The organism is Streptomyces venezuelae, from assembly GCF_008642335.1.
Classification (GTDB): domain Bacteria; phylum Actinomycetota; class Actinomycetes; order Streptomycetales; family Streptomycetaceae; genus Streptomyces; species Streptomyces venezuelae_F.
The window spans coordinates 4,027,703-4,047,288 of sequence record NZ_CP029191.1; the positions used below are offsets into that span (position 1 = coordinate 4,027,703).

A 19,586-nucleotide genomic window follows, 5' to 3' on the forward strand; every position below is an offset into this window, starting at 1 on the left:
CAACCGGAATGGGTTCGGTTCGCGTAGCCATCGTCGGCGTGGGCAACTGCGCCGCCTCGCTGGTCCAGGGCGTCGAGTACTACAAGGACGCAGACCCGGACACCAAGGTCCCGGGCCTGATGCACGTCCAGTTCGGCGACTACCACGTCGGAGACGTCGAGTTCGTCGCCGCGTTCGACGTCGACGCGAAGAAGGTCGGCCTCGACCTCTCGGACGCCATCGGCGCCAGCGAGAACAACACCATCAAGATCTGCGACGTGCCGAACAAGGGCGTCACCGTCCAGCGCGGCCACACCTACGACGGCCTGGGCAAGTACTACCGCCAGACCATCGAGGAGTCCGACGAGGCCCCGGTCGACATCGTCCAGACCCTCAAGGACCGCCAGGTCGACGTCCTCGTCTGCTACCTGCCCGTCGGTTCCGAGGACGCCGCGAAGTTCTACGCGCAGTGCGCCATCGACGCCAAGGTCGCGTTCGTCAACGCTCTCCCGGTCTTCATCGCCGGCACCAAGGAGTGGGCGGACAAGTTCACCGAGGCCGGTGTCCCGATCGTCGGCGACGACATCAAGTCGCAGGTCGGCGCCACCATCACGCACCGCGTGATGGCGAAGCTGTTCGAGGACCGCGGTGTCCGTCTCGAGCGCACCATGCAGCTCAACGTCGGCGGCAACATGGACTTCAAGAACATGCTCGAGCGCGACCGCCTCGAGTCGAAGAAGATCTCGAAGACGCAGGCCGTCACCTCGCAGATCCCGGACCGCGAGCTGGGCGAGAAGAACGTCCACATCGGCCCGTCCGACTACGTCGCGTGGCTCGACGACCGCAAGTGGGCGTACGTCCGCCTCGAGGGTCGCGCCTTCGGTGACGTCCCGCTGAACCTGGAGTACAAGCTCGAGGTCTGGGACTCCCCGAACTCGGCCGGCGTCATCATCGACGCCCTGCGCGCCGCGAAGATCGCCAAGGACCGCGGCATCGGTGGCCCGATCCTGTCGGCGTCCTCGTACTTCATGAAGTCCCCGCCGGTGCAGTACTTCGACGACGAGGCCTACGCGAACGTCGAGAAGTTCATCAAGGGCGAGGTCGAGCGCTAAACAGCCCTCTCCTTGTTGCTTGTCGAGGGTCCCCGGGCATTCCGCCCGGGGACCCTCCTCGTATGTGAGGCTGTGATCCATGGCTGTCGTCGGTGACCTGCGGATACTGCTGCGGCTGCGGGACTTCCGGCGGCTGCTCACCGTACGGCTGATCTCCCAGGGCGCGGACGGCGTCTACCAGGTCGCGCTCGCCACGTACGTCGTCTTCTCCCCGGAGAAACAGGCCTCGCCCGGAGCGATCGCCTCCGCCATGGCCATGCTGCTCCTCCCGTACTCCCTGGTCGGCCCCTTCGCCGGCGTCCTCCTGGACCGCTGGCCGCGCCGCCAGGTCTTCCTCTACGGCAACCTCCTGCGGGCCGCCCTGGCGTCCCTGACCGCCGTCCTGATGCTGAGCGACGTCCCCGTCTGGCTCTTCTACGCCTCCGCCCTCTGCGTCACGGCCGTCAACCGCTTCGTCCTCGCGGGGCTCTCGGCCGCGCTGCCCAGGGTGGTCGACGCCGACCGGCTGGTCCTCGCGAACTCCCTCTCGCCGACCGCGGGCACGCTCGCGGCGACCGTGGGCGGTGGCCTCGCCTTCGTGATCCGTCTGGTGGCCTCGGACTCGGATGCGGCCGTGGTCCTCTGTGGCGCCACCCTGTACCTGTGCGCGGCGCTCGCCTCGCTCCGCATGGCGCGCGAGCTGCTCGGCCCCGACCCGGACCTGGTCCAGCCCCGGCTCGCGACCGCGCTGGCCGGTACGGCACGAGGTCTGGGAGCCGGAGTGCGACACCTCAGGCAGCGCCCGGCGGCCGCCCGCGCGCTGGCCGCCATGACGGTGCTGCGGTTCTGCTATGGCGCGCTGACCGTCATGGTCCTGATGCTGTGCCGGTACGCCTGGACGTCGACGGAGGCCGACGGGCTCGCGCTGCTCGGCCTGGCCGTTGGGGTCTCGGGCGCGGGGTTCTTCGTGGCGGCCGTGGTCACGCCCGCAGCGGTGGGCCGCCTTGGCCCGGGTGGCTGGATCGTCGCCTGTGCGGCCACGGCGGCACTCCTCGAACCCGCACTCGGCCTCCCCTTCGAACCCGCCCCTCTCCTCGTCGCCGCTTTCCTCCTGGGCCTGACGACCCAGGGCGCGAAAATCGCCACGGACACGGTGGTGCAGTCCGCGGTGGACGATGGCTTCCGCGGACGGGTCTTCTCGATCTACGACGTGCTCTTCAACGTGGCATTCGTGGGCGCGGCGGGTGTGGCGGCCCTGATGCTCCCCCCGGACGGCCGCTCGGTCCCGCTGGTCCTGGTGGTCGCTCTGCTCTACGCGGCGGTTGCTGGCGGTATGGCCCGTTTCGGCGCGCAATAAGTGTCACATCAATGACACAGAGCCCTTCTGGGCTACAGAGATGTCGGTGGACCCGGATAACTTACGGGCGTCGTATTCGCGCCATCGCGCTCTCGTTCGAGGGGGACCCCCAAAGTGACCACTCCGCCGCCCCAGGGCCAGACTCCGTACCCGCCCCAGGGCCAGAACCCCTATGGCCAGCCCCAGGGCGGTGTCGCTCCGTACGGTCAGGCTCCCCCGGCCCCGTACCCGCCGCAGCAGGGCCAGCCGGGCGGCCCGACGGCCCCGTACCCGGCCTTCAACCAGGGTGGGCCCGTGCCCCCGCCTGCTCCCCGCCGTGGCGGTGGCGCCAAGAAGCTGCTCCTGCGCATCGGTGGCTTCATCCTGGTCGCGATCCTCATAGGCGTCGGCAAGTGGTACATGGGCAAGAGCGACGCCGAGTCCACCAGCGTCGGCAGCTGCATGCACAACAAGGGCACGGACATCCGGCCAGACCTTGAAGAGGTCGACTGCTCCTCGAGCGACTCCGAGTTCAAGGTCGTCGAGAAGTTCGACGGCACGAGCGACAGCTCCAAGTGCGAGACGGTCAAGACGTCCGAGATCGCCTACTACCAGTCGGGCAAGGGCCACAACGTCGTGCTCTGCCTGAAGAAGGCGTAATCGGCAGCAGGAACCAGCGAGGGGCGTTGTTTCACGGTTTCACGTGAAACAACGCCCCTCGGCGTATGTCGGAGAGCAGTGTCGTCGGAGAGCGGGTGTTTCACGTGAAACACCCACCGGACCCGCTCAGTTCTGGGCGGCCCACCACTCCTTGAGCGCCGCGACCGCCGCGTCCCGTTCCATCGGGCCGTTCTCGAGGCGCAGCTCGAGCAGGAACTTGTAGGCCTGGCCGATGACCGGGCCCGGGCTCACGTCCAGGACCTTCATGATGTCGTTGCCGTCCAGGTCGGGGCGGATCGAGTCCAGCTCTTCCTGCTCCTGGAGGCGGGCGATGCGCTCCTCCAGACCGTCGTACGCGCGCGACAGGGCGTTCGCCTTGCGCTTGTTGCGGGTGGTGCAGTCGGAGCGGGTCAGCTTGTGCAGTCGCTCCAGGAGGGGACCCGCGTCGCGTACATAGCGTCGTACGGCCGAGTCCGTCCACTCTCCCGTGCCGTAGCCGTGGAAGCGCAGGTGAAGCTCGACCAGGCGCGAGACGTCCTTCACGAGCTCGTTGGAGTACTTGAGCGCCGTCATGCGCTTCTTGACCATCTTGGCGCCGACCACCTCGTGGTGGTGGAAGGAGACCCGGCCGTCGCCCTCGAAGCGCCGCGTCTTCGGCTTGCCGATGTCGTGCAGCAGCGCGGCGAGCCGCAGCGTCAGATCGGGGCCGTCCGTCTCCAGGTCCATCGCCTGCTCGAGGACGATCAGCGAGTGGTCGTACACGTCCTTGTGACGGTGGTGCTCGTCCCGCTCCAGACGCAGGGCGGGCAGCTCCGGGAGGACGCGGTCGGCGAGGCCCGTGTCGACCAGGAGGGCGAGGCCCTGGCGCGGGTGTGCGGAGAGAAGCAGTTTGTTCAATTCGTCGCGTACGCGCTCCGCCGAGACGATGTCGATGCGCTCGGCCATCGCCTTCATCGCGGCGACGACGTCCGGAGCCACCTCGAAGTCCAGCTGCGCGGCGAAGCGCGCGGCCCGGAGCATCCGCAGCGGGTCGTCGGAGAAGGAGTCCTCCGGCGTGCCGGGGGTGCGCAGCACACGGTCCGCGAGGTCGTCGAGCCCACCGTGGGGGTCGACGAACTCCTTCTCGGGGAGCGCCACGGCCATCGCGTTGACGGTGAAGTCACGGCGCACGAGGTCTTCCTCGATGGAGTCGCCGTAGGACACCTCGGGCTTGCGCGAGGTCCTGTCGTACGCCTCCGACCGGTATGTGGTCACCTCGATCTGGTAGCCGTCCTTCTGGCTGCCGACCGTGCCGAAGGCGATCCCGACCTCCCACACCGCGTCGGCCCACGGCCGGACGATCTTCAGCACGTCCTCGGGACGGGCATCGGTGGTGAAGTCCAGGTCATTGCCGAGCCGGCCCAGCAGGGCGTCCCTGACCGAGCCGCCGACCAGGGCGAGGGAGAACCCGGCCTCCTGGAAACGGCGGGCGAGGTCGTCCGCGACAGGGGAGACGCGCAGCAGTTCGCTGACCGCGCGGCGCTGCACCTGGCTCAGGGCGCTGGGATTGTCTTCATTGGCGTTCGGCACAACAGAAAAGGGTACGTGCCTCGCGCGCCCTCGGCCGACCCGATTACCGTCCGCCCCGCGGGCCGGTGCGAGCGCCCCGGCGCGTCTTCCGATCACGTGGAGCAGTCCGCGGCACTTCGCCACAGCGCGCATCGTTACCATGCGTGGACGCACAACCGACGACCACTGACGACGAGGGACGGGCGAACGCGTGGCCGAGGCGGCAGACTTTCCGGGGACGAGCCCCTCACCTGCCCGCCGGTGGCTGCGGCGCACCGCAGCACTGCTGGTGGGAACCCCTTTGCTGGCCGGACTGCTGCAGGCGCCGGTGGGCCCCGTGGCGCACGCCTCAGGGCCCGGCGCGAAGGCGGCAGCCGCGGCGTCGCGCGTGAAGGCCGACGCCACCGGGTCACGCACCGTCGATGTCTCCCTCGACGCGCTCACCCCCACCACCCCCGGTGAGGACGACACCCTCACGGTCTCGGGCACGGTCACCAACAACGGCAAGCAGACGGTGACGGCGGCACAGGTCGGGCTCCGCATCGGATCGCCCCTCGGCAGCCGCAGCGAGATCGACAGCGCCGCGAAGCGCACGGGCTTCCAGCCGGGCTCCGACGGCTCGGAGGTCGGCGGGAAGTACGTCGAGAAGATCTCCAAGCTCGCACCCGGCGTGCGACAGGACTTCAGCATCTCCGTGCCGGTGAAGGCACTGTCCCTGAGCACCAGCGGTGTCTACCAGCTGGGTGTCACCCTCACCGGCCAGAGCGCCGCCCAGCCCTACCCCCAGGTGCTCGGCATCGAGCGGACCTTCCTGCCGTGGCAGCCCGACGCCGCGGACACGAAGACGAAGACGACGTACCTGTGGCCGCTCACCACCGCCACGCACCTCACGGCGAGGACCGGCTCCGACGAACAACAGACGCCTGTCTTCAAGAACGACGACCTCGCCGACGAGCTGGCCCCGGGCGGGCGTCTGGAACAGCTGCTGTCCCTCGGCAGCCGTCTAAACGTCACGTGGGTCATCGATCCGGACCTGCTCGCCTCGGTCGAGGCGCTGACGAAGAACTACCGGGTCGAGAACCCCGACGGAGAGACCACCAGGGCGGGCAAGCAGCAGTCGGTCGCCGGCCAGTGGCTCAACGACCTCCAGAGCGCCGTCAAGGACAAGAAGGTCGTCGCGCTCCCCTTCGCCGACCCCGACCTCGCCTCCCTCGCGCACACCGGCAAGGCGGTAAGCGGCTCCCTCGGCCACCTCAAGGAGGCCACCGAAGCGGGCTACAAGGCGGTCACCACGATCCTCCAGGTGACGCCCACCACCGACTTCGCCTGGCCCGCCGAGGGAGCGATCGACCCGTCGGTCGTCGATGTCGCCACCTCCGCGGGCGCGCACACGGTGATCGCCCGCAGCGACAGCCTGCGCGAGACCAACGGCCTGCAGTACTCGCCGTCCGCGGCCCGGCCCATCGGCGGCGGCACCACCGCGGTGGTGGCCGACGCACGGCTTTCCACGGCCTTCCAGGGCGACATGACCGGGGCGGAGAGCTCCACGCTCGCCGTGCAGGAGTTCCTCGCGCAGAGCCTGATGATCAACCTGCAGGACCCCGACAGGCAGCGCAGCATCGTCGTCGCTCCGCAGCGCATGCCCACGGCCAGCCAGGCGCAGACCATGGGGAAGGCGCTCAGCGCCCTCGAGGACGGAAAGTGGTCGCAGCCGCAGGAACTGACCGCCGCCGCGAAGGCGAAGCCGGACCCGCAGGCCACCACCCGGGTGCCCTCGGCCGCCGCCTACCCGGCCGCACTGCGCAAGCAGGAGCTGCCTCGCCAGGCCTTCGAGAAGATCCAGAACACCAAGAACTCGCTCGAACGCTTCCAGGTGATCCTCACCGCCAAGGACCGCGTGGTCACCCCCTTCGGGCGGGCCATAGACCGCGAGATGGCGACGTCCTGGCGCGGCCACCCGCGGGAGGGGAACGCCTATCGGCAGAGCGTGTGGGCGTACCTCCAGGAGCTCACCAAGCAGGTGTCGCTGGTCCAGCGGTCCGACGCGAAGCTCTCCGGGCGCAGCGCGACCATCCCTGTGTCGGTGCAGAACAACCTGGTGCAGGGCGTGGACCACCTGGTCCTGCGCCTCTCCTCCAACAACCCCACCCGTCTGAAGATCGGCGACGGGCAGTTCGAAGAGAAGCAGATCAAGATCGCGGGCGGTCATTCGCAGTCCGTGAAGTTCACCACCACGGCCAACGCCAACGGCCCGGTTCCCGTGTACGCGCAGCTCTACACCGAAGACGGAGAGCCCTACGGCGAAGCCGTGCGCTTCGACGTCAACGTCACCGAGGTCACCCTCACCGTGATGCTGGTCATCGCGGGCGGACTGCTGCTGCTCGTGCTCGCGGGCTTCCGCATGTACACCCAGCGCAAGCGCGCGGCCCGCAAACGCGCCCAGGAAGGCCCGGACGAAGGCCCGGAACAGGGCTCGCAGGACGGTCCGGACCACGGCCCCGAAGGCGAATCCGGCCGCGACGCCGGGACGGACGACCCCGAGCACCCGAGTGACCCGACACCGGACACCGCTCCGGAAAGCACCGACCCGTCGGACACGGGTGAGAGAGTGGACCGTTGAGCGATGTCGTGGCCGGTGGGCCCGGGGACGATGAGGTGGGGTAACCATGAACGCGCCGTACGACGGTGACCGTGGCCAGGGCTCGGGCGGCTCCGCCTCGCCCGGAGGCCCGCCGCCCGGCTCCCCCGAGCACGGGCAGGTACCCCCGCAGCCCGCGCCGGACATCTATCTCCAGGACGCCTACGACCAGGATCCCTACCGGGCGCAGGACCTCTCCGCCCAGGACCCGGTGTCCGAGGCGCTCTACGACCGCGCGGCGCACCCCCCGCCGCCGCCCGGCACCTATCAGCAGCAGCCCCCGCTCTACGCCCAGCCGCAATCCCCGCAGCACGCCCCCGACCCGCGCGTGTGGGCGCAGACCCCGCCTCCCGAGCCGGAGGGCCCGACCCGGCACCTCCCGTACGGCGACGACGCCCGCACCACACAGTTCGTGGGCGTCGACGACCTGGTCACCCAGGCCGGCGAGGAGCACCACGAGCCGGACGCGTTCGCTCATCTCTTCCGCGACCAGCAGCAGGGCGGCTACCGCGGCCAGCAGTCGGCCTACCAGCAGGACGAGTACCAGCAGCAGGGCGGCTACCAGCAAGCCGGCCACCCACAGGCCGGGTACCAGCAGGGCGGTTACCCGCAAGGGGCGTACCAGCAGGGCGGCCACGCCGAGAGCGACGGCTATGGCCAGGGGGACGGCAACGGCTATCCCCAAGGCAACGGCTACCCCCAGAGCCACGGCTACCCGCAGGGCAACGAGTACCAGCAGCCCGCCCACGGCGGATACGCGCCGACCGACCAGCCGATGGTCCCGAACCCCGCGGCCGCCCCGGCAGCCGCACCCGTGGCCGCCCCCGCACCGGCGCCCGCGGCCAAGGCGGGCGGGCGCGCCTCGAGCCTGCTGAAGTCGAGCGCGCTCATGGCGGCGGGGACGATCGTCTCCCGCCTCACCGGCTTCCTGCGCACGCTGGTCATGGCCGCCGCGATCGGCGTCGGCACGCTCAACGACTCGTACCAGGTCGCCAACGTCCTCCCGACGATGATCTACGTCCTCGTCGGCGGCGGCGCCCTGAACGCGGTGTTCATCCCGCAGCTCGTACGGGCCATGAAGAACGACGACGACGAGGGCGAGGGCTACGCCAACCGCCTCCTGACCCTCGTGATGGTCCTGCTCGGGGCCGTCACCGTCATCTGTGTGATCGCGGCCCCCGCGCTCATCCGCATGATGTCGCCGACGATCGCCGACAACCCCGCGAAGATGGACGTCGCCGTCACCTTCGCCCGGTACTGCATCCCCACGATGTTCTTCATGGGCCTGCACGTCGTGCTCGGTCAGATCCTCAACGCCCGCGGGCGCTTCGGCGCGATGATGTGGACGCCGGTCCTCAACAACATCGTGGTCATCGCGACGTTCGGCGCCTTCATCTGGGCCTTCGGCAGCTTCACCGACTCGGGGGTCAACGCGGGCAGCATCACGCCCGACGGCGTGCGGCTCCTCGGCCTCGGCACCCTGCTCGGCCTGACCGTGCAGGCGCTCTCGATGCTGCCGTACCTGCGCGAGGCGGGCTTCAGGCTGCGGCTCCGGTTCGACTGGCGCGGGCAGGGCCTCGGCAAGGCCGCGCGCCTCGCCAAGTGGACGTTCTTCTTCGTCCTCGCCAACCAGCTCGGCATGATCGTCGTGACCCAGCTGGCCACCAGCGCCGGTGCGACGGCCGAGGACCACGGCTACTCGGGCACCGGCATCACCGCGTACAACTACGCGCTGCTGTTGTGGCAGATGCCGCAGGCCATCATCACGGTCTCCGTGATGACCGCGGTCCTGCCCCGCATCTCCCGCTCCGCGAACGACGACGACCCCGCCGCGGTCCGCGACGACATCTCGTACGGTCTGCGGACCTCCGCCGTGGCGATCGTGCCCTGTGCGTTCGCCTTCCTCGCCCTCGGCGTCCCGATGGCCACGCTGCTGTACGCGGGCTCCGGCTCGGGCGCGCAGAACATCGGCTACATCTTGATGGCGTTCGGGCTCGGCCTGATTCCGTACTCGGTCCAGTACGTCGTCCTGCGCGGCTTCTACGCCTACGAGGACACCCGCACGCCCTTCTACAACACCGTGATCGTGGCAGCCGTCAACGCGGCGGCCTCGGCCCTGTGCTTCTTCGTGCTGCCCGCCCGGTGGGCCGTGGTCGGCATGGGCGCCTCCTACGGCCTCGCCTACGCGGTCGGCGTCGGTGTCGCCTGGCGGAGGCTGCGCGCGCGGCTGGGCGGCGATCTGGACGGTGCCCAGGTGGCACGTACGTACACCCGGCTGTTCGGCGCCTCGGTCCCGGCGGCGATCGTCGGGGGCGGCATCGGCTTCGCCATCCTGAGGGTGATGGGCAGCGGGGCGCTCAGCTCCGCCGTGGCCCTGGTCGTCGGAGGCATCGCACTTCTCGGTGTCTTCTTCGTGGCCGCCCGAAAGATGCGGATCGCGGAGCTCAACTCCATGGTCGGCATGGTCCGCGGCCGTCTCGGTCGGTGAGATGAGCGGGCCCGCACAACCATCGTCGGCCACCGTGTGTCGTGCATAGCGCCGGACTGTGGGCACAATTGGCTTTGGCGTCCGACGAAGCGCAATGGATGGGGAGGCAGGAACGACGGTGGCGGAACGGAGCACGGCTGCCGTCGACGTGGCAGACAACAGCGGCGACGAGCCGCTGACCGCAAAGGCGGAACAGGCCACGGCCGACGGGGTGGCCCAGACCCGGGAGCGGGACACGGCAGCAGAAGAAGAGGCGGCGGAGACCGACAAGTCAGAGAGCCGCGGGGTCTCCTCACCCCCAGAACTGCACAGTGGCCACAAGCTCGCCAGACGCTACCGGCTCGAGGAGTGCGTCACCCGTCTGGACGGTTTCAGCAGCTGGCGTGCGGTCGACGAGAAGCTGCGCCGTGCCGTCGGCGTGCATCTCCTGCCCGCCGACCACCCGCGGGCCCGCTCGGTCCTCGCGGCGGCCCGTTCCTCGGCACTGCTCGGCGACCCGCGCTTCGTGCAGGTCCTGGACGCCGTCGAGGAGAACGACCTCGTCTACGTGGTCCACGAGTGGCTGCCGGACGCCACGGAACTCACCGCGCTGCTCGCCGCCGGCCCGCTTGAGGCCCACGACGCCTACCAGCTGGTCAGCCAGGTCTCCCAGGCCATGGCCGCGGCGCACCGTGAGGGTCTCGCGCACCTGCGTCTGACCCCGGGTGCCGTGCTCCGCACCTCCACGGGCCAGTACCGCATTCGCGGACTCGCCGTGAACGCGGCGCTGCGCGGCATCAGCTCCGAGACGCCCCAGCGCACGGACACGGAAGCGATCGGCGCTCTCCTGTACGCCTCGCTCACCCAGCGCTGGCCCTACGAGGACGACGCGTACGGTCTCTCCGGACTCCCCAAGGACGTCGGCCTCATCGCCCCCGACCAGGTGCGCGCGGGCGTCCACCGCGGCCTGTCGGAGCTCGCCATGCGGGCGCTCGTCAACGACGGCGCCACCGCTTCCCGCCAGGACCCTCCGTGCACGACGCCGGAGGAGCTGGTGAAGGCGATCGGCGAGATGCCCCGCATCCGCCCGCCTGAGCCCGTGTTCACCGCACCCCCCGAGTACCAGCGCACCACGTACCAACAGGGCACGTACGGCCGCCCTGCGGCCCATCCCGGCGTCACCCAGCCCGTGCCCACCCCGCCGCCCCCGCTGCAGAGCCGCACTGGCAGGGCCCTCAAGTGGGGGGTCTCCGCGCTGCTCATCGCCGCGCTGGGCCTCGGCAGCTGGCAGCTGGCGGACGCCCTGATGGACCGGGAGAACTCCGGGGACCCTGGTACGACGCACACCAACGACGGCGACGACAAGGGCCAGCCGAAGCCCGCGAAGCCGATCAGCATCCAGGGCGGCCAGGAACTCGTCGTCGGGGGCAAGACCCAGGACCCGTCGAACGTGAGCCACACGTACGACAAGGATGCGTCCTCGCTCTGGCGCACGAAGACGTTCAACGAAGGGCCGCCGCTCGCCCCCTTCAAGGCGGGCGTGGGTATCGTCTACGACCTCGGCTCCGAGCAGAACGTCTCCGAGGCGACGGTGGCCCTCCGGTACGGCGGCGACCGCACCAAGATCTCGTTGTACGCGGCGGACTCGCTGACGCCTTCGGCGGACGTCAAGTCCATGAAGGAGATCGGCACCGCCACCACGACGGGTCAGACCTTGAAGCTCAAGGCCAAGAAGCCGGTGAAGTCCCGGTACGTGCTTCTCTGGATGACCGAGGTGCCGAACTCCCCCGTCGACGGGTACTACAGCGCGGGGTACAAGCAAGCCATCACGGACGTGAAGCTCAAGGGCTGAGGGCTCTCGGCCCGCCGCACGCACTGGGGGAGGGGGTTCGACGATGGACGGCACCGCACACGGTGACATGAGCGATCAGGACCTCCTCGCCGCTCATGTCGCCGGCGACCCGGATGCCTTCGGCGAGCTGGTGCGACGCCATCGCGACCGGCTGTGGGCCGTGGCGCTGCGCACCCTCGGGGACCGCGAGGAAGCGGCCGACGCGGTACAGGACGCCCTGGTCTCCGCCTACCGCGCGGCACACACGTTCCGCGGGCAGTCGGCCGTGACGACGTGGCTGCACCGGATCACCGTGAACGCCTGCCTGGACCGCGCGCGCAAGGCGGCCTCTCGCAAGACCTCCCCCATCGACGACGCCGAGCGCCTGGAGCAGCTCCTGGAGCCGGAGGAGTCGGCTGCCGCCCCTGTGGAGCGCGGCGACCTCCACCGGGAGCTGGTGGAGGCTCTGGGCACACTCCCGCACGATCAGCGGGCCGCCCTCGTCCTCGTCGACATGCAGGGCTATCCGGTGGCCGAGGCCGCCCGCGTCCTGGAGGTGCCCACGGGCACGGTGAAGAGCCGCTGCGCCCGCGGCAGAGCCAGACTCCTGCCGCTGCTCACTCATCTCCGCACCAATCCGCCTCCGGGCGACGGGGACGGCAGCGACGGGGAGCGCGACGACGCGAAAAGCGGGAAACCCCTCTCAGGAAGGAACCGGACTCAGGGGACATCCGTCCCACCGGCAGCAGGGCCACGGGATACAGGACCAAGTGATTCAGCTGCCGTGAAGGGCGGAGGTGGGCGAGCGTGACAGATACGACCGACTCGGCCGGACACCCGGACGTCGCTGAGATCTCGGATCTGACCGAGGGTCTGCTCTCCCCGTCGCGCACGAGTGATGTACGACGGCACCTGGACGACTGCGAGCTCTGCGCCGACGTCCACGCCTCTCTGGAGGAGATCCGCAGCCTGCTCGGCACGCTGCCAGGACCGCCGCGCATGCCGGACGACGTCGCCGGACGCATCGACGCGGCGCTGGCGGCCGAAGCGCTGCTCGTCTCCACCACTTCCGAGGGACTCCCCTCCTCGTCCGGCGCGACGCGTGTTTCACGTGAAACAACGTCCGTCTCTGCCTCCTCCGGGGGCACCGACCGCCCCGCGGGCCATGCCCGTGCTGCCACCGGTCCGGGCCGCGGCAGCCGACCGCGCGGCACACGTCGGCGTACGGCGGTGCTCGGAGCTGTCTTCACCGCCGCCGCGATCGGTCTCGGCTCCCTGCTGATCCAGACCATGGGCGACGATTCCGACGGGACGACAGGAACCGCGTCCGAGCGGCAGAACTCGGCGAGCAGCTCATTCTCCGGACAGAAGCTCGAGGGCCGCGTCGCCGATCTCCTCAAGAAGAACGGCTCCGACAAGACCGGTGGGAAGTCGGACGCCTCGACGCCGTCCTTCGACACCCGCTCCAGCCCGGAGTCCCCCGGGAAGAACTCTCCGAGGACCGCGGTCCAGGTGCAGGTTCCGGAGTGCATTCAGCGCGGCATCGGTGACAGGACTCCGCTCGCCGCCGAAGAGGGTTCGTACGAGGGCAAGCGCGCCTACCTCGTCGTGGTGCCCCATGACTCCGACAGCACCAAGGTGTCCGCGTACATCGTGGACGCGGCCTGTGTGGGCAAGTCCTCGCCGCCGGCCGGCAAGGTCCTCATGACGCACGCGTACCCGCAGAGCTGACGCTCCTGTCTCCTTCCGGGTCTCTTTCTCCGGTCTGTTTCCGGCGGCTTACGTGTGCGTGGACACGGACGGGAATGCATGCCCCGTAGGATCCGTTGGGTGGGGTGAGAGTCCTGAGACAGGCACCCACTGGCAGTACGCAGCAGTCCCCAGAGACGAGGAATCAAGCCGTGACCGACGTCCGTAACGTGATCATCATCGGCTCCGGGCCCGCCGGCTACACGGCGGCGCTCTACACCGCGCGCGCGTCGCTGAAGCCGCTGGTGTTCGAGGGCGCCGTCACCGCAGGCGGTGCGCTGATGAACACCACCGAGGTGGAGAACTTCCCCGGCTTCCAGGACGGTGTCATGGGCCCCGAGCTCATGGACAACATGCGCGCCCAGGCCGAGCGCTTCGGCGCCGAGCTCGTGCCGGACGACATCGTCGCCGTGGACCTCACCGGTGAGATCAAGACCGTGACGGACACCGTGGGCACCGTGCACCGCGCGAAGACCGTCATCGTCACGACCGGCTCCCAGCACCGCAAGCTCGGCCTGCCGAACGAGGACGCCCTCTCCGGACGCGGTGTCTCCTGGTGCGCCACCTGCGACGGGTTCTTCTTCAAGGACCAGGACATCGCCGTGATCGGCGGCGGTGACACCGCGATGGAGGAGGCCACCTTCCTCTCGCGCTTCGCCAAGTCCGTGACCATCGTGCACCGTCGCGACACCCTGCGCGCCTCCAAGGCAATGCAGGAGCGCGCCTTCGCCGACCCGAAGATCAAGTTCATCTGGGACAGCGAGATCGCCGAGATCAAGGGCGAGCAGAAGCTCTCCGGCCTGACGCTGCGCAACCTGAAGACGGGTGAGACGTCCGAGCTTCCGGTCACGGGCCTGTTCATCGCGATCGGCCACGACCCGCGTACCGAGCTCTTCAAGGGGCAGCTGACGCTCGACGACGAGGGCTACCTGAAGGTCGACGCGCCCTCGACCCGGACGAACGTGCCCGGTGTCTTCGGGGCCGGCGACGTCGTCGACCACACGTACCGTCAGGCGATCACGGCGGCCGGTACCGGCTGCTCCGCCGCTCTCGACGCCGAGCGCTTCCTCGCTGCCCTCGTGGACAGCGAGAAGGCGATCGTCACCGTCTGACACCTCTTCCCCCACCGCACCACCGAGTAAAAGGAGCCTTCCCGTGGCCGACCTGCAGAACGTGACCGACGCCTCCTTCGAGGAGGTCGTCCTCAAGAGCGACAAGCCCGTACTGGTGGACTTCTGGGCTGCCTGGTGCGGCCCGTGCCGCCAGATCGCCCCTTCCCTCGAGGCGATCGCGAAGGAGCACGGCGACAAGATCCAGGTCGTCAAGCTCAACATCGACGAGAACCCCGGCACCGCCGCCAAGTACGGCGTCATGTCGATCCCGACCCTGAACGTCTACCAGGGCGGCGAGGTCGCCAAGACCATCGTCGGTGCCAAGCCGAAGGCTGCCATCGAGAAGGACCTGGCGGACTTCATCGCCGAGTAATCATTGGCGATGTTTCACGTGAAACACGAATGGACCAGTCCCCGCGGGGGCTGGTCCATTCGCCGTTCAGACGTCTGCTTCTCGACTCACAGCGGCCGGAGCGCCGGTTCCTTCTGCACCGCTCCCAGCAGCCGGTCGAGCGCCAGCTCGACGTCTTCCTTCCAGGAGAGCGTCGTACGGAGTTCGAGCCGCAGCCGGGGATAGGAAGGGTGCGGACGGACCGTCTTGAAGCCGACCGACAGGAGATGCTCCGCGGGCAGCACGCATGCGGGCTTCTCCCACCGCGCGTCACCGAAGGCCTCGATCGCCTTGAAGCCCCGACGCAGCAGATCCTTCGCGACCGTCTGGACGATGACCCGTCCCAGCCCCTGCCCCTGGTAGCCCGGCATGATCCAGGCAGTCATCAGCTGAACCGCGTCCGGCGACACGGGACTCGTGGGGAACGCCGTGGAGCGCGGAACGTAGGCCGGAGGGGCATAGAGCACGAAGCCCACCGGTACGTCGTCCACGTAGACGACGCGGCCACAGGACCCCCACTCCAACAGGACGGCGGAGATCCACGCCTCCTTCTCCAGCTCGGGCGTTCCGGCCTTTACCGCGGCCTGGCCGCTGACCGGGTCCAGCTCCCAGAAGACACAGCTCCGGCACCGGTTGGGAAGGTCCGGGAGGTTGTCCAGTGTGAGCGGTACGAGCCGGCGCCCCATGTAGGCGGTTCCTCACTTCCGTCGGCCGCCGCGCTGCGGGCGGCGGTCAGCGCGCTGCGTTCCCTGAGCAGGCTGCCGACGAAGCCGCCGACCGCCCCCAGCCCGAGGCCCGCGGTCATCAGTCCGGTGCGGCTCATCGTTCGCATGGCCCCCGCCTCCCCAATGAGGTGCCGTCAGGTGGATGCGCCATACCCGAACGCATCGTATCCACGATGAGATCGCATCGAAACCGTAGGAAAGCAAAGAGCGGGCCGTGTTCCGGACAGACCGGACACGACCCGCTCCCGCGGTGCTGACCTGTGCGAATCAGGCCTTGCCGTCCTCAGGACCGTCGTTCTCCGAGGTGTCCTCGGCCAGTCCGTTCTTCAGGACCGGTCCCTCTCCCGGAGCCAGCGTGCTGAGGATGCGCTCCAGGTCCTCCAGGGAGGCGAAGTCAACGACGATCTTCCCCTTCTTCTGCCCCAGGTCCACCCTGACGCGGGTCTCGAACCGGTCGGAGAGCCGCGTCGCCAGCGTGCTGAGAGCCGGGGAGACCCGGGCGCCGGCACGCGGCCCCTTGGCCTTCGGGGCGCTCTGGGGCCGTGAGCCCATGAGGGTCACGATCTCCTCGACCGCACGCACGGAGAGGCCCTCGGCGACGATCCGGTGCGCCAGCCTGTCCTGCTCCTCCGAGTCCTCGACGGAGAGCAGTGCCCTGGCGTGACCCGCGGAGAGAACTCCGGCGGCGACCCGGCGCTGTACAGCAGGAGAGAGCTTCAGCAGCCGCAGGGTGTTGGAGACCTGCGGGCGGGACCGGCCGATACGGTCCGCCAGCTGGTCGTGCGTGCAGTTGAAGTCCTTGAGCAACTGGTCGTAGGCCGCGGCCTCTTCCAGCGGGTTCAGCTGAGCCCGGTGCAGGTTCTCCAGAAGGGCGTCCAGGAGGAGCTTCTCGTCCTCGGTGGCCCGCACAATGGCCGGGATGCGCTCAAGACCCGCCTCACGGCACGCCCGCCAGCGCCGCTCGCCCATGATGAGCTCGTAGCGCGCGGGACCCAGCTGCCGCACCACGACCGGCTGGAGGAGACCGACCTCCTTGATGGAGGTCACCAGTTCGGCGAGGGCGTCCTCGTCGAACACCACACGCGGCTGCTGCGGGTTCGGCGTGATGACATCGAGCGGCAGCTCGGCGAAGTGCGCCCCGGCCACGGTCTGGCTCTCGGGCGACTCCGCCGCTTGCTGAGGCGGCTCTGCCGTTTCATGTGAAACAGGGCTCTGCGGGAGCGAGGTCACCTTCGCGGCAGCCACGCCTCGCTCGGCGGTCAGCACCGGGACGGCTGTGGGGGAGGTCGAACCTCCGCCCACGTTGTGCGGGGGCTGCTTCTCCGTCGGGGCAGCAGGGATCAAGGCACCGAGGCCTCGCCCCAGCCCTCTGCGTCGTTCGCTCACTGCATCCCCTCCGTCATGCTGTGCTGGTCGTTCTGAGCGCCCATGTGGGCGTGCTGGACGTCGTAGTGCACCCCGATCCCTCGCAGCGCGATCTCGCGTGCCGCTTCGAAATAGGAGAGGGCGCCACTCGACCCCGGGTCGTAGGTGAGGACCGTCTGTCCGTAGCTCGGCGCTTCGGAGATGCGGACCGATCTCGGAATGCTCGTCCGCAGGACTTCCTTGCCGAAGTGGTTGCGCACCTCGTCCGCGACCTGCGAGGCGAGCCGGGTCCTGCCGTCGTACATGGTGAGCAGGATCGTCGACACGTGCAGGTTCGGGTTGAGGTGTCCCCGCACCAGGTCGACGTTGCGCAGGAGCTGTCCGAGTCCTTCCAGTGCGTAGTACTCGCACTGGATGGGGATCAGCACCTCCGCGCCGGCCACCAACGCGTTGACCGTCAGAAGGCCAAGCGACGGCGGGCAGTCGATGAGGATGTAGTCCAGCGGCTGCTCGTACGCCTGAATGGCTCGCTGCAACCGGCTCTCCCGTGCCACGAGTGACACGAGCTCGATCTCCGCACCGGCGAGGTCGATGGTGGCCGGAGCGCAGAAGAGCCCTTCGACGTCGACGACGGGCTGGACCACGTCGGAGAGCGGCTTGCTCTCGACCAGCACGTCGTAGATGGACGGGACTTCGGCGTGGTGGTCGATACCGAGAGCTGTGGAGGCATTGCCCTGAGGGTCGAGGTCGATCACCAGGACGCGGGCGCCGTGCAGAGCGAGCGAAGCGGCGAGATTGACGGTCGTCGTCGTCTTGCCCACTCCACCCTTCTGGTTGGCGACCACCATGACGCGGGTCTGCTCGGGGCGCGGCAGACCTTCGCCTGCGCGGCCGAGCGCTTCCACCGCCAGTTGGGCAGCACGACCGATGGGTGTGTCGTCCATCGGGGTCGGTGTTTCACGTGAAACATCCTCCCCCGCCGACTCGGTACGGGGACCGGGGACCGGATCGGTCATCGGTCCCGCGATGTTGGCGTCGGACCGCAAGGATTCACTCTCCTCGACATCAGGCTCGCAATGAACAGAGCCTCCCATGCTTTGAGGGTCGTGAACCAGCGAGGCCCGGTCTTCTGTGGACGAATCCACCTCTGTGGACAACTCCGTGCCCTTATCGAGGGAACCGAGTGGTCGACGGTCGCGGGGTTCCGCAGCGCGGCCGCGGCTGATGATGCCATGCAGCAGTGAGCGACGTTTCACGTGAAACACGATGCACGGCTACCGGGGTGCCGCTGGCGCGACACCCCGGTATGGGTACGTTTGGCAGGTTTTGTGGAGTACGGCTCGTCGTCAGGACGGATCAGCGGCGGCGGCGTGCACGACCGGCACGGGCAGCCTTGGCGCGCTTCGCTGCGAAGCGCACACCGCCGGGGCTCTCCCCGACCTCGACCCGCACGACCGTGGACAGCGGGTCCACGATGCCCTCACCGACATGCAGCACGGAGGTGTCCACCGCGCCGAGCTTGCTCAGAGAGGCACCGGCTGCCTTCACCTCTTCCTCGGCGGTGTCGCCCTTCAGGAGCAGCATCTCTCCGTACGGACGCAGCAGCGGGACACCCCAGGCCGCCAGGCGGTCCAGGGGCGCCACTGCGCGAGCCGTGACCACATGGACCGGCGGCAGCTTGCCCAGGACCTCCTCGGCACGCCCTCGCACGACCGTCACGTGGTCGAGGCCGAGCAGCTCCACCACTTCGGTGAGGAAGTTCGTGCGCCGCAGCAGCGGCTCGAGGAGCGTGATCTTCAGGTCGGGGCGGACCAGCGCCAGTGGGATACCCGGCAGCCCGGCGCCAGAGCCGACATCGCAGACCGTGACGCCCTCGGGCACGACCTCGGACAGCACGGCGCAGTTCAGCAGATGCCGCTCCCAGAGCCGCGGTACTTCGCGAGGGCCGATCAAGCCTCGCTGGACTCCCGCGTCGGCCAGCAGTTCCGCGTACCGGACCGCGTCCGGGAAGCGCTCACCGAATACCGTCCGGGCCTCTTCCGGCGCCGGGGGGAGCTCCGCTGCCTCCGTCACGGGGACCGTCCTTCCGTACCGCACTGGGGTGGCTGTCTATCAGGCTGACAAAGATCGGCCCCGCCTGCGAACAGACGGGGCCGGTTGACGCTGTGTCGCTCAGGCGGGGAGTACGACGACGAAGCGCTGCGGCTCCTCGCCCTCGGACTCGCTGCGCAGACCGGCGGCCTTGACCGCGTCGTGCACGACCTTGCGCTCGAAGGGCGTCATCGGCTCGAGCTTGGCCGGTTCACCGCTGCTCTTCACCTCGGCCGCGGCCTTGGCGCCGAGCTCCGAGAGCTCCTCGCGCTTCTTGGCGCGGTAGCCCGCGATGTCCAGCATCAGGCGGCTGCGGTCACCGGTCTCACGGTGCACGGCCAGCCGCGTGAGCTCCTGAAGCGCCTCCAGGACCTCACCGTCACGGCCGACCAGCTTCTGCAGGTCACGGCTGTTGCTGTCGCTGATGATCGAGACAGCGGCCCGGTCGGCCTCGACGTCCATGTCGATGTCGCCGTCGAGGTCGGCGATGTCCAGCAGACCTTCGAGGTAGTCCGCCGCGATCTCACCCTCCTGCTCAAGGCGGGTCAGGGTGTCGCCGGCCTCAGCTGCGGCGGAGGTGGTGGTGCCTTCCGTCACTGGATG

The 19,586-nt window shown here is 69.2% G+C and carries 16 protein-coding genes; 10 read left to right on the plus strand and 6 right to left on the minus strand.

The window, feature by feature from the left end:
• Positions 1–8 precede the first annotated feature (8 nt).
• From DEJ49_RS18130 to DEJ49_RS18140, 3 genes are all read left to right on the plus strand, one after another.
• Positions 9–1,091, plus strand: coding sequence for an inositol-3-phosphate synthase (locus DEJ49_RS18130; RefSeq protein WP_150169905.1), 1,083 nt, complete (start codon positions 9–11; stop codon positions 1,089–1,091).
• A 79-nt stretch (positions 1,092–1,170) separates the two neighbouring features.
• A complete protein-coding gene (locus DEJ49_RS18135) occupies positions 1,171–2,427 on the plus strand; it encodes an MFS transporter (protein WP_150185087.1) in 1,257 nt (418 codons plus the stop codon).
• A gap of 114 nt (positions 2,428–2,541) precedes the next feature.
• Complete coding sequence (locus tag DEJ49_RS18140) at positions 2,542–3,066, plus strand: hypothetical protein (RefSeq protein WP_150185088.1); 525 nt, start codon at positions 2,542–2,544, stop codon at positions 3,064–3,066.
• Positions 3,067–3,192: 126 nt separating this feature from the next.
• On the opposite strand, the gene DEJ49_RS18145 is transcribed toward DEJ49_RS18140, so the two are convergent.
• Entirely contained in the window at positions 3,193–4,635 is a 1,443-nt protein-coding gene (locus DEJ49_RS18145; protein ID WP_150185089.1) for a CCA tRNA nucleotidyltransferase, read from the minus strand.
• 190 nt (positions 4,636–4,825) lie between these two features.
• Here DEJ49_RS18145 and DEJ49_RS18150 point away from each other — a divergent pair, with 190 nt between their 5' ends.
• From DEJ49_RS18150 to trxA, 7 genes are all read left to right on the plus strand, one after another.
• Entirely contained in the window at positions 4,826–7,234 is a 2,409-nt protein-coding gene (locus DEJ49_RS18150) for a DUF6049 family protein (protein ID WP_150185090.1), read from the plus strand.
• Positions 7,235–7,280: 46 nt separating this feature from the next.
• Complete coding sequence (gene murJ, locus DEJ49_RS18155) at positions 7,281–9,740, plus strand: murein biosynthesis integral membrane protein MurJ (RefSeq protein ID WP_150185091.1); 2,460 nt, start codon at positions 7,281–7,283, stop codon at positions 9,738–9,740.
• 118 nt (positions 9,741–9,858) lie between these two features.
• On the plus strand, positions 9,859–11,571 hold the full coding sequence (locus tag DEJ49_RS18160; protein WP_150185092.1) for a protein kinase family protein: 1,713 nt from the start codon (positions 9,859–9,861) through the stop codon (positions 11,569–11,571).
• 43 nt (positions 11,572–11,614) lie between these two features.
• Positions 11,615–12,361, plus strand: coding sequence for an RNA polymerase sigma factor SigM (sigM, locus tag DEJ49_RS18165; RefSeq protein ID WP_150185093.1), 747 nt, complete (start codon positions 11,615–11,617; stop codon positions 12,359–12,361).
• Positions 12,358–13,281, plus strand: a complete 924-nt coding sequence (locus DEJ49_RS18170; RefSeq protein ID WP_150185094.1) for an anti-sigma factor family protein — start codon at positions 12,358–12,360, stop codon at positions 13,279–13,281. The genes sigM and DEJ49_RS18170 overlap by 4 nt, the downstream gene beginning before the upstream one ends.
• A 170-nt stretch (positions 13,282–13,451) precedes the next feature.
• The gene (gene trxB, locus DEJ49_RS18175; RefSeq protein WP_150185095.1) at positions 13,452–14,411 is read left to right on the plus strand and encodes a thioredoxin-disulfide reductase; all 960 of its coding nucleotides are present in this window, start codon (positions 13,452–13,454) and stop codon (positions 14,409–14,411) included.
• A gap of 43 nt (positions 14,412–14,454) precedes the next feature.
• On the plus strand, positions 14,455–14,784 hold the full coding sequence (gene trxA / locus DEJ49_RS18180; protein WP_055565802.1) for a thioredoxin: 330 nt from the start codon (positions 14,455–14,457) through the stop codon (positions 14,782–14,784).
• Positions 14,785–14,870: 86 nt separating this feature from the next.
• Here the strand turns inward: trxA and DEJ49_RS18185 are convergent, their stop codons facing one another.
• The 5 genes from DEJ49_RS18185 to DEJ49_RS18205 form a co-directional block, all read right to left on the minus strand.
• Positions 14,871–15,488 carry a GNAT family N-acetyltransferase gene (locus tag DEJ49_RS18185; RefSeq protein WP_150185096.1) on the minus strand — a complete coding sequence of 206 codons (618 nt, stop codon included), beginning with the start codon at positions 15,486–15,488 and terminating at the stop codon, positions 14,871–14,873.
• A gap of 306 nt (positions 15,489–15,794) precedes the next feature.
• Positions 15,795–16,913: a ParB/RepB/Spo0J family partition protein gene (locus tag DEJ49_RS18190; RefSeq protein ID WP_150185097.1), complete on the minus strand. Its 1,119-nt coding sequence runs from the start codon at positions 16,911–16,913 to the stop codon at positions 15,795–15,797.
• Positions 16,910–17,986, minus strand: coding sequence for a ParA family protein (locus tag DEJ49_RS18195; protein WP_150185098.1), 1,077 nt, complete (start codon positions 17,984–17,986; stop codon positions 16,910–16,912). The genes DEJ49_RS18190 and DEJ49_RS18195 overlap by 4 nt, the downstream gene beginning before the upstream one ends.
• Positions 17,987–18,248: 262 nt before the next feature.
• Positions 18,249–18,965 (minus strand): 16S rRNA (guanine(527)-N(7))-methyltransferase RsmG, encoded by a 717-nt coding sequence (gene rsmG / locus DEJ49_RS18200; RefSeq protein ID WP_150185099.1) that lies wholly within the window; start codon positions 18,963–18,965, stop codon positions 18,249–18,251.
• A gap of 99 nt (positions 18,966–19,064) precedes the next feature.
• The gene (locus DEJ49_RS18205; RefSeq protein WP_150185100.1) at positions 19,065–19,580 is read right to left on the minus strand and encodes a protein jag; all 516 of its coding nucleotides are present in this window, start codon (positions 19,578–19,580) and stop codon (positions 19,065–19,067) included.
• Positions 19,581–19,586: the final 6 nt, after the last annotated feature.